This is a genomic window from Chelatococcus sp. HY11, from assembly GCF_018398335.1.
Lineage (GTDB): Bacteria > Pseudomonadota > Alphaproteobacteria > Rhizobiales > Beijerinckiaceae > Chelatococcus.
The window spans coordinates 1,260,586-1,271,478 of record NZ_JAHBRX010000002.1; the positions used below are offsets into that span (position 1 = coordinate 1,260,586).

Here is a 10,893-nt window from a genome sequence, read left to right on the forward strand (position 1 = left end):
CTTTTTCATCATGGTCGGCGTTGCTGACCTTAGACAGTGAGAGCGACGGATGGAGTGAGCTTAGCACGGCTTGATTTTATCTCGCGTCAACTTTGCGATCGGCAAAGCCTCATGGGTGATCTGTTCGCGTTACGTCAAGATCCGTCAGGACATCGGCGATGATTGCAGAATTTAAGCTTGTATCTACGTGTACTGACGAGCACGCGATATACTCTCAAAATCGATAGGAACGAGCGGCTTTATTCATCGTCTTTCCGAACGGGTCGCGCCTTGGCTTTTTTCTGCATGGCACTCGATGCATTTTTCGTAAGCTTGGTATCGCGCTTCTTCCTGACTGGCGCAGGCCTGCCAGCTTTCGCACCGGCAGGCGTATCGGAGGAAGGCTCGGGTCGGTTAGGGATCTGCATCTCACCCTGGTCGGTCAAGGTGGGAAATTCGCCAGCATTGGACAGCGCCTCTATCGGTTCCGCGGCACCAGGCTCGACGGTATCGACCGGCTCGAGGGTTTCAAAGTAACCTTCCTCAACCGCAACGATCTCTTTGGCCTGGAACCAGTGGCGCTCGGCGCGTCCCTCCGGTCGGCCTTCTTCCTCCCAGAGTTGGTGGGCGCGCTGCCGGATGCGATTTTCTCGTTCGTCCATTCTGTCCTCCGAGTGCTGCTGAAAGAATGCATGTACGAGCGGGAACGTTCCAGGCGGAACGCAAGGCCGCCTTCCACGTTCTGCACTGTGCCATGTGGAGGCATTTTCTTTCATGACACCGAAGACGGGCATTAGGCGTCTGGCGCGCCGCTTCGAACTGCGGATAGTCTCGCCTGACGAGTTGGTGATCATCCGCAGACCCCGAGGTCGCGGTTTCAGCTATGAGACTCAAGATGGCAAATCAATAAAGAATGCACGCGTGCTCTCGCAGTTGAAGCAGCTGGCCGTACCGCCTGCGTACCGCAATGTTCGCTTCGCCGCTGATCCGCGCGCTCATCTGCAAGCGATTGGCGAGGACGCCGCCGGGCGCCTTCAGTATCGATATCATCCCGACTGGACGCTGGTGCGTGAGACTTTGAAGGCCCATCGGCTCTCCGGGCTCGCGCAGGCACTCCCGAAGATTCTAAGCTATGTACGACGGGAGCTCCGGAGGCCAGTCACGGAAAAGCGCTTTGCGCTGGCCGCCGTGGTGCAGCTCGTCGCGCTCACGGCGATCCGCGCGGGCGGTGATGAATATGCGCAGGAGCGCGGCACACGCGGCGCGACCACGCTGCTCAAGTCGCATGTGAAGATCGACGGAGACGAGGTGCGGCTCGCGTTCACCGGCAAAGGCGGCAAGGCAATCCAAAAGGCGGTGCGCAACGCCGAGCTCGCCCGGGCTTTAGTGCGGCTGAAGGAGATTCCCGGCTCGCGGCTGTTCAAGCATCGAGATGGGGATGGAACTGTTCGCGCGGTGCGGGCGAGCGAGGTGAACGATTGGCTCAAGGAGATCAGCGGCCATGCCATCTCACTCAAGGATTTCCGTACGCTGACGGCCTCGCTTGGAGTACTCGACGAGCTCGGCAGGCTGGAGCCGGAAAACAGCGAGCGCGATCGGCGCCGGCAAATCAGGGAGGCGATCGCACCACTGGCGGATGAACTTGCCAACACGCTCACGGTCTGCCGGACAAGCTATGTTCATGACAGCGTGATCGCCGCCTTTGAAAATGGCCGGCTCGGAAAGGCCTGCCGGCCCTCGAGATCTGCCAGCGCCCGCATGCAGCTGCTGGCGCGGTTGCTACGGAGCAACGCCTGCCGACCGCAGCCTCTGTCGCTTAGCTGAAGCGATGAAAGCAATGGCCATGTTCGCGTGCTCTACACGGCGTCGTTTTGAAGTTTCAAATCCCGGGCGAGAGGCAATCGCGCCCAACGCGTAAGCCAGGGGCGCGGGTGAAGGTTTGTGCAGGTTCACGTGGCTGCCGTGCCTTCCATCGCCACTTCCCGGCGGAACTTGTTCTGGTGATCTCGGTTTTCTCCACAGGACGGAAGTCCGCGTCAGCCCGAGTTTCTCAAAATCGCACATCTCGCGCCAAAACCACAATCCAGTGCATTGCATTTAATCCGGGGATTAGAGATCTAGTATGCAAAAGATCCCGATGGGTCCGTGTATTTATTATGTCTCTCCATTATTCTTTTGTGATGAAAAGTTACATGACAGGCTGTCCGAAGTCATGTCTCTTGGCTTCACGCATGTGTGTAGCGCGCCGATTTTTACGGTAGGCGATGGAGGAAACATTTTTCTTCCACAGACATTCGACAAAGTCGCCGCAGAGATCGCCGTCGCGGGGCTTGAGGATACACCTACAGCCTGGTTGGAGCGAACGGCCCGGGTCTGCCACGAGCATAAGCTTGAGCTCATCATCGATATCGTTGTCGGCCGCCTCGCGAGGAACGCGTTTGTTCCGGAAATTCATGATCTTTTTTCGAACGACAGTGATATGGGGATCATTGACCCACGTTCTCTGAGCAAGCGAGGCTCCCGTGCCGCCAGATGGCACGAAGCGGCAGTCGAGAACGATGTCATCTCCTTTTATGCGGAGAAGCTCGCTGATCTATACGCGAGTGGAGCGTCCGGCTTTCGTTGCGTGGAGGCGCGTGAAGTTCCAGCCTCAGCCTGGTTCGGCCTGATGGGGCGCGTACGCCAAAAAGCGCCAGATTGCCTTTTTATAGCCGATGTCGCGGGGATCACGCCGGCCGGGATCACGGAATTAGCCGGGTGCGGCTTCGACCGGCTCCAATCCTCACTTGCCGACTGGGACTACCGCTCCCCCGAGCTCGTTGCTCGTGACCGAGCGCGCCAATCGGCGGCGCCTCTCATGTGGGCCGTGGAGACACCATTCGGTCGCCGTCTCGCCGCCGTCGCCGGTGAGGACCATCTTCGCGCGGCGAAACGAGCCCTCGACGTCGCGGCCTTCGCCGGCTCCGGTGTCCTGGTGCCAAGCGGCTTTGAGCGGGCGGCGACAACGCCCATGCGGGCCTACAGCCAGGACGATAGTCGGCCGATCTCAGGCGGCCTTTCGGAAGCGCTGTCGCGAGCGTTCGACGCGATCAGAAAAAGAGGCCTTGGGTCAAATCAGGATACACTTCACAGTATGAGCGGTCCCGGCGCGCCTGTAACGGTCGTGCTGCGCACGGATCACGCTGCGCCACGCGCGGCAGAAGAGGCGAGCCTGCTTCTCGTCAATCCCGAGCTCGGTCGTTCGGCCGTGATTAGGGCTGAAAGCCTCGGACCCTTGCCGACAACCTTCCTGCAATTCGCGGCTGGTGACATTCAGGTACCGTCATTGGAAACCATTCGTCTGGACCCCGGGGCCGTCCTGGTTCTGCCTTCTCGGCCGGCATCGGCGGTCGTACCCGCGCGAGTTCCGGATACCCTGGAAGTCGCGGTCAAGGCTCCTCGCGTCGTGGTGGAGAATGTCGCGCCCGCGGTGGACGGGGGGCGTTTTTCTGTCAAAAAGGTACTCGGCTGCCCGATCACTGTGACGGCGGATCTGTTTATCGACGGACATGATAAGATCGCGGCTGAAATCCTCTGGCGCCCCGTTGACGAAACAGTATGGCACAGGGCGCCAATGGAGCGCGGTGAAAATGACTGCTGGCGAGGCAGCTTTGTTCCCACGCGCCTTGGCCGACACGTTTACACGGTGGAAGCGTGGCGCGACGCTTATGGCTCTTGGCGCGACGAGGTGGAGAAGAAGCGCGCCGCCGGGCAGCTCCTGGATGTGGCATTGGCAGAGGGGCTTCTCCATCTGCGCCAGACATCGGGCGGTGCTCGATGCCCGGATGGCGAGGCTCTTGCCGCGGCGATCAAGAAGGCCGAATCTGAAGCCACCGTCGAAGCACGCATAGACCGGCTTCTAGCCCCCGACGTGGCACAGCTTGCTGCGGCCTGTGATCCGCGAGACCGTTCATCGCGGCATGATGTCGAGATACCGCTCGTTGTGGAGCGACAGGGAGCCGCATTCGCGAGCTGGTACGAATTGTTCCCCCGCTCTGAAACCAGCGACGCCCGCCAGCACGGCAGCCTGGTCGGCGTCATCCGGCGCCTGCCTGCAATCCGGGCTATGGGCTTCGACGTTCTTTATTTTCCCCCGATCCATCCGATCGGTCGAAAAAACCGCAAAGGTCGCAACAACTCACTGACAGCAGGCCCCGACGACCCGGGCAGCCCTTACGCGATCGGCAGCGACGAGGGCGGACATGATGCCATCCATCCGGAACTCGGCACGCTCGATGATTTCCGAAGATTGCGCGACGCGGCCGCCGCCCACGGCATCGAAATCGCGCTGGATTTCGCGATCCAATGCTCGCCTGACCATCCGTGGCTGACGGCGCACCCCGAATGGTTCGCGTGGCGGCCTGACGGCAGCATCCGCTATGCTGAGAACCCCCCCAAGCGCTACGAAGATATCGTCAATGTCGACTTCTACGCCGACGGCGCCATTCCGGGTCTCTGGCTCGCCTTGCGCGACATTGTGCTGACTTGGGCGGCCGAGGGCGTACGCCTCTTTCGCGTGGATAATCCGCACACAAAACCCTTGCCCTTCTGGGAATGGATGATCGACGATGTGACGTCTCGCTATCCCGATGTGGTTTTCTTGTCGGAAGCCTTCACCAAGCCAAAGATGATGTATCGACTGGCCAAAGTCGGCTTTTCGCAATCCTATACGTATTTCACGTGGCGAAATGACAAGAGCGGGATCGTCGACTATCTCTCCGAGCTAACACGCCCCCCGGTGCGGGATTTCTTCCGGCCTCATTTTTTCGTAAATACTCCCGATATTAATCCAGTCTTCCTGCAGAACTCTGGTCGTCCTGGGTTTCTTATTCGCGCCGCCCTGGCAACAACCTTGTCGGGACTTTGGGGCATGTATTCCGGATTCGAGCTCTGCGAGGCGGAGCCACTGCCCGGCAAGGAAGAATATAAGGATTCCGAGAAATATGAGATTAAGCCTCGGAACTGGCAGCAGGCCGGCAACATAATCGCCGAGATCACGCAGCTGAACTGCATTCGCAGGACCAATCCGGCATTGCAAACCCACCTTGGACTGACGTTCTACAACGCCTTCGACAGTAGGGTTATCTACTATGGCAAGGCGACGCCCGCACGCGACAACGTTATACTGGTTCTCATAAACCTCAACCCCTTCGAGCAGGCGACTTTTTCATTCGAGCTTCCGTTGTGGGAGTGGGGTCTCGATGACCAATCAACACTCGCGATCGATGATTTGGTCAATGATAGATCGTATGTGCGCGAGGGCAAGCTGCAATCCCTGACCCTAGATCCCCATCATCAGCCATACGCAATCTGGCGCGTTCGCCCGGCTGGAGGGCATTGACATGTCTAAACGCCGGAAAACTTCATCGCTTCCCGCTGATCCGCAGTGGTACAAGGATGCAATCATCTATCAGCTCCACATCAAGTCATTCTTTGACTCAAACAACGATGGTGTGGGTGACTTCCCTGGTCTTATCGACAAACTGGACTATATTGCCGGCCTCGGCGTAACCGCGATCTGGCTGCTGCCATTCTATCCCTCTCCCCGGCGTGATGACGGGTATGACATCGCCGCCTATCGGGATGTCCATACTGATTATGGCGTTATGGCGGATGTCAAACGCTTCATAGACGAAGCCCACGCACGCGGCCTTCGTGTCATCACGGAGCTCGTGATCAATCACACCTCAGATCAGCATCCATGGTTTCAGAAGGCGAGGCATGCCAAGCCGGGTTCTGCAGCCCGGAATTTCTACGTGTGGTCGGATAACGACCAGGCTTATGCTGATACCCGGATTATATTCCTCGATACCGAGAAGTCGAACTGGACCTGGGACCCGGTTGCGGGAGCCTATTACTGGCATCGCTTCTATTCTCACCAGCCCGATCTCAATTTCGATAATCCGCAGGTTGTCCGCGCGGTCCTTAGCGTCATGCGGTTCTGGCTCGATCTCGGCGTCGACGGGTTGCGGCTCGACGCGGTGCCTTATCTGGTGGAGCGCGAAGGAACCATCAACGAAAACCTGCCTGAAACTCACGCCGTCCTGAAACGCATCCGCGCCGAACTCGACGCAAATTACCCCGACAGGATGCTTCTGGCTGAGGCGAACCAGTGGCCGGAGGATACGCAGCAGTATTTCGGTGACGGCGATGAATGCCACATGGCGTTCCATTTTCCGCTGATGCCGCGGATGTACATGTCTATTGCGCGGGAAGATCGTTTTCCGATTACCGATATACTTCGACAGACTCCCGATATTCCAGAGAATTGCCAATGGGCCATCTTCCTCCGCAACCATGACGAGCTCACGCTCGAAATGGTCACCGATAGCGAACGCGACTATCTGTGGCAGGTTTACGCGTCCGACAGGCGGGCGCGCATCAACCTCGGCATTCGCCGGCGCCTTGCACCCTTGCTCGAGCGTGACCGCCGCCGCATCGAGCTGATGAATGCCCTTTTGCAATCCATGCCAGGCACGCCTGTAATTTATTACGGGGATGAGATCGGCATGGGCGACAACATCCATCTGGGTGATCGCGACGGCGTGCGCACGCCCATGCAGTGGTCCGCCGATCGCAATGGCGGTTTCTCGCGCGCTGATCCCGAGCAGCTTGTTCTACCTCCGATCATGGATACGCTTTATGGATTCGAGGCTATCAATGTTGAGGCGCAAAACAGAGATCCGCATTCTCTCCTGAATTGGATGCGGAGGATGCTGGCGACACGGCGCAAGCATGCTGCTTTTGGCCGTGGAACGCTGAGATTTCTTTATCCACGAAATCGAAAGATCCTGGCCTACTTGCGGGAATACCAGGACGAGACGATTCTGTGTGTCGCTAACTTGTCCCGTTCGCCCCAAGCGGTTGAGCTCGATCTGTCGGCCTTTGTCGGCCGCATTCCGGTGGAGATGACGGCTGACTCCGTTTTTCCGCCGATCGGCCAGCTTACCTATCTGCTGACGCTGCCCCCCTTCGGCTTTTACTGGTTCTTGCTGGCGACAGAAACCAACCTGCCGTCGTGGCACGTGCCGGCGCCGGAGCCACTTCCCGAATTCGCGACGATCGTCCTGCGCCATGGGCTGGACGAGCTTTTGAACAAGCAGAACCGTCGCGTCATCGAAACCGAAGCGCTGCCAGCCTATCTGCAGAAGCGTCGGTGGTTCGCCGGCAAAGACGAGCCGATCCTCAAGGTCGAAATCGCGTCGCTGGCATCTCTGGCTCGGACCCCCGATACGGTGATGACCGAGATCGATGTCACGACAGCCAAGGGAACGGCTCGCTATCTCTTGCCAATGGGCGTTGTTTGGGAAGATGAAGCCGGCGCGCCATTACCCCAGCAGCTCGCCTTGGCCCGTCTTAGGCGGGGCAGGCGCGTTGGCTACCTCACCGACGCCTTCGTTCTTGATCCCTTCATCCGCAGTACGATAACCGCGCTGGTGGAGGCCAGACGAGCTCCGCTCGGCGACGGCGAGGTTCGCTTTATCCCCACCGCGAGGCTCGCGGAGGTCGACGTCGCGGTTGACGCCCCGTTGAACTGGCTTTCTGCGGAACAGTCGAACAGTTCGGTTATTGTCGGTGATGAGCTCGTCGCCAAACTTATCCGCCGGCAACAGCCTGGGATTCATCCCGAGGCGGAAATGAACCGCCGGCTGACAGAGCTCGGCTTCAGAAATTCTGCGCCGCTGCTCGGTGAAGTCGTCAAGCGGTGGGGGGATCGCGAGGATCAATCTGCGACAATCGCCATCGTGCAAGGCTTCATACGCAACCAGGGCGATGGCTGGCATTGGACGCTTGATTTCATCAAGCGCAACTGCGACGAGGCGGTCCGGGACGAGAGCATGACCGATGAGGAATTGCTCCGGCCTTATCGCGTTTTGGCGGCAGCGCTTGGCCACGCTCTGGCAAACATGCACGATCTGCTCGCCCAACCAAGTGATGATCCTGCTTTCGCGCCTGTCATCGTTGGCGAGGACACGACGGCTGCCTGGGCCTCTTCAGTGATCATTCAGATAGAAAGGGCCTGTGCGATCATCGAGGAAAGGAGGGATTGGGCAAGCGAGGCGGACCGGCTCAGCGCGGCGCAGATCATTGCGCATCGTAGCCGGCTTATCGAGAACGTCAGGACGCTTGCGACGGCAGGTGTCGGCGCGCTTCAGACGCGCATCCACGGCGATTTCCATCTGGGCCAGGTCCTGATCGCGCAGCAGGATGTGTTTATCGTCGATTTCGAGGGAGAGCCAAGCCGCAGCCTGGTTGAACGCCGCGCCAAGGCAAGTCGTTTTCGAGATGTCGCCGGGTTGCTGCGCTCGTTTGACTATGCTGCTGCGGTGGCAGGGCGAACTGAACTCCGCGGTGAATCGACCGATGCGCGGAAGCAGGCCTTCATCGAAAAATTCCGCAAGGTATCGGGTAGTACATTCCTGGCTGTCTATCAGGGGGGCTCGCTGGAGGATGGCGAGGATGGGATCGGGCGAATCGACGCCCGCCAAGCGGCCCTCACCGATCTCTTCACGCTCGAGAAAGCCGCCTATGAACTCTGCTACGAGGCGGCGAACCGCCCGAACTGGATCGATATCCCGCTTCAAGCCCTGGCGGCGCTCGTGACCCGGCTCGTAGAGAACCCGGTGCGGGAGCACGCATGATGTGTGAAGATGTGATTCTGTCTCCAGCAGCCGACAACAATCCACTGCTTCGCGTCGACGAGGCTGTCATCCGGGCGCTCGCGGAAGGCCGCATTCCTGATCCCTTCTCCGTGCTCGGCCCGCATGGATCAGGGACGGAGCGGGTTGTGCGCGCGTTCCTTCCCGGGGCGCTCGCCGTTACGGTCGTATCCCGTGATGGCCGTCCGTTGGGGAAACTTGCCACGCCCCAGCATCCGGCGCTGTTCGTGGGCTTCGTTCACGACGAGGGACCCTATAACCTGCGTGTGACGTGGCCGGGACCGGGCGGCGCGGTTGTGGACGAACGCGCGGATCCATATGCCTTCGGGCCTATGCTGGGTGACCTCGATTTGCATTTGATAGCGGAGGGCCGTCATCGCACACTCTGGAATACCCTCGGATCCCACCCCCGATTTGTGGACGGCGTTGAGGGTGTGTCCTTCGCCGTCTGGGCGCCCAATGCCTTGCGCGTGTCAGTCGTCGGCAATTTCAACGCGTGGGATGGGCGTCGGCACCCCATGCGCTTGCGCCACGCAGCTGGCGTCTGGGAGCTCTTCATCCCGGCGCTACGCGCGGGCGAACGCTACAAATATGAAATCGTCGCGCGCAGTGGCGATGTCCTGCCCTTGAAGGCCGACCCCGTCGCCCTGGCGACAGAGCTGCCGCCTGCCACGGCGTCGGTTGTCCCTGGGAAAACGGCCCCGGTCTGGAACGACGCGCAGTGGATGGCCGAACGCGCCCGTCGCAACAGGCCCGACGCGCCCATCGCCATCTATGAAGTGCATTCCGTGTCCTGGCTGCGGAACGATGACGGTTCAATCCTCAGTTGGGACGATCTGGCGGAACGGCTCGTACCCTATGTCGTGGAGATGGGGTTCACGCATGTGGAACTCATGCCCATCATGGAACACCCCTTTGGCGGCTCATGGGGCTATCAGCCGCTCGGGCTCTTTGCTCCGACAGCCCGACATGGCGGCGCTGAAGGCTTCGCACGTTTTGTGGATGCCTGCCATCTCGCGGGCGTCGGCGTGATCCTGGACTGGGTGCCGGCCCATTTCCCGTCTGATGTCTATGGCCTCTCGCAGTTTGACGGCACGGCCCTTTATGAACATTCCGATCCGCGGGAAGGCTTTCACCAGGATTGGAATACTCTCATCTACAATCTTGGGCGGCGAGAAGTTTCCGGCTTTCTCATTGCCAGCGCCCTGTTCTGGCTCGAGCGCTTCCATGTCGACGGGCTGCGTGTCGATGCGGTGGCGTCCATGCTCTACCGTGACTACAGCCGGGCGCCCGGAGAGTGGCTGCCGAATGTCTACGGGGGGAGGGAAAATCTTGAAGCCGTAGCGTTCCTCAAGCATCTCAACGCGGTGATCACGGAGGTCCATCCCGGAGCGATCACCATCGCGGAGGAATCCACGGCCTGGCCCGGGGTGTCGAGGCCGGTCGGCGAGGGCGGGCTTGGGTTCTCCTACAAATGGAACATGGGCTGGATGCACGACACGCTCCAGTATGTCGAGCGCGATCCCGTGTACCGCAGTCACCATCACGACGAGATCGGCTTTGGCCTTGTCTATGCCTTCTCGGAGAAATTCGTTCTCCCGCTGTCCCATGACGAGGTCGTGCACGGAAAACGCTCCCTGCTTGGCAAAATGCCGGGCGATCGATGGCAGCGCTTTGCCAATCTCCGGGCCTATCTTGGCTTCATGTGGAGCCATCCCGGAAAGAAACTCCTGTTCATGGGCGGCGAGATCGCACAGGAGAGCGAATGGAACCACGATGGCGCGATCGAGTGGGATCTGCTTGCTAAACCGGAGCACGGTGGCATTCAGCGACTGGTTCGTGACCTGAACCGCATCTACCGCGCCGAGCCCGCCTTGCACGAGCGCGACAGTGAAGGTTCTGGCTTCCGCTGGATCATCGGCGATGACCGCAAGAACAGTGTGTTCGCATTTTTGCGGATGGGCCGCGACGCGGCGCCAGTTCTGGTCGTCGTCAACATGACCCCTGTTCCCCACGCGGATTATCGTGTCGGCGTGCCGTCGGAAGGCCGTTGGGCCGAGATCCTCAATAGCGACGCCGCGATTTATGGCGGCAGCAACATGGGCAACTCCGGCGGCGTCGAAGCTCGCCGGCTGCCGAGCCATGGCGAGCCCTACTCGCTTTCGCTCACCATTCCGCCCCTCGCCACGATCCTCTTCAAGCCGGATACCTAGCC

General features: G+C 59.8%; 5 protein-coding genes. 4 read left to right on the forward strand and 1 reads right to left on the reverse strand.

Going from position 1 to position 10,893, the window contains the following annotated elements; genetic code table 11:
- Window positions 1–239: 239 nt before the first annotated feature.
- Window positions 240–641, reverse strand: a complete 402-nt coding sequence (locus tag KIO74_RS26605; protein ID WP_213338101.1) for a DUF2934 domain-containing protein — start codon at window positions 639–641, stop codon at window positions 240–242.
- A gap of 112 nt (window positions 642–753) precedes the next feature.
- Here KIO74_RS26605 and KIO74_RS26610 point away from each other — a divergent pair, with 112 nt between their 5' ends.
- The 4 genes from KIO74_RS26610 to glgB all read left to right on the forward strand — a co-directional run bounded on the left by KIO74_RS26610 (window position 754) and on the right by glgB (window position 10,891).
- Entirely contained in the window at window positions 754–1,803 is a 1,050-nt protein-coding gene (locus KIO74_RS26610) for a DNA topoisomerase IB (protein ID WP_213338103.1), read from the forward strand.
- A 1,339-nt stretch (window positions 1,804–3,142) separates the two neighbouring features.
- A complete protein-coding gene (locus tag KIO74_RS26615) occupies window positions 3,143–5,359 on the forward strand; it encodes an alpha-1,4-glucan--maltose-1-phosphate maltosyltransferase (protein ID WP_213338105.1) in 2,217 nt (738 codons plus the stop codon).
- Window position 5,360: 1 nt separating this feature from the next.
- Window positions 5,361–8,660, forward strand: a complete 3,300-nt coding sequence (gene treS / locus KIO74_RS26620) for a maltose alpha-D-glucosyltransferase (protein ID WP_213338107.1) — start codon at window positions 5,361–5,363, stop codon at window positions 8,658–8,660.
- Entirely contained in the window at window positions 8,657–10,891 is a 2,235-nt protein-coding gene (gene glgB / locus KIO74_RS26625) for a 1,4-alpha-glucan branching protein GlgB (RefSeq protein WP_249731489.1), read from the forward strand. Before treS ends, glgB begins: the two co-directional genes overlap by 4 nt.
- Window positions 10,892–10,893 lie beyond the last annotated feature (2 nt).

What these genes read in the sequence shown, in the direction of transcription:
- treS (WP_213338107.1), top strand. Translation starts at nt 5,361, where the DNA reads ATGTCTAAACGCCGGAAAACTTCATCGCTTCCCGCTGATCCGCAGTGG.
- KIO74_RS26610 (WP_213338103.1), top strand. Translation starts at nt 754, where the DNA reads ATGACACCGAAGACGGGCATTAGGCGTCTGGCGCGCCGCTTCGAACTG.
- glgB (WP_249731489.1), top strand. Translation starts at nt 8,657, where the DNA reads ATGATGTGTGAAGATGTGATTCTGTCTCCAGCAGCCGACAACAATCCA.
- KIO74_RS26605 (WP_213338101.1), bottom strand. Translation starts at nt 641, where the DNA reads ATGGACGAACGAGAAAATCGCATCCGGCAGCGCGCCCACCAACTCTGG.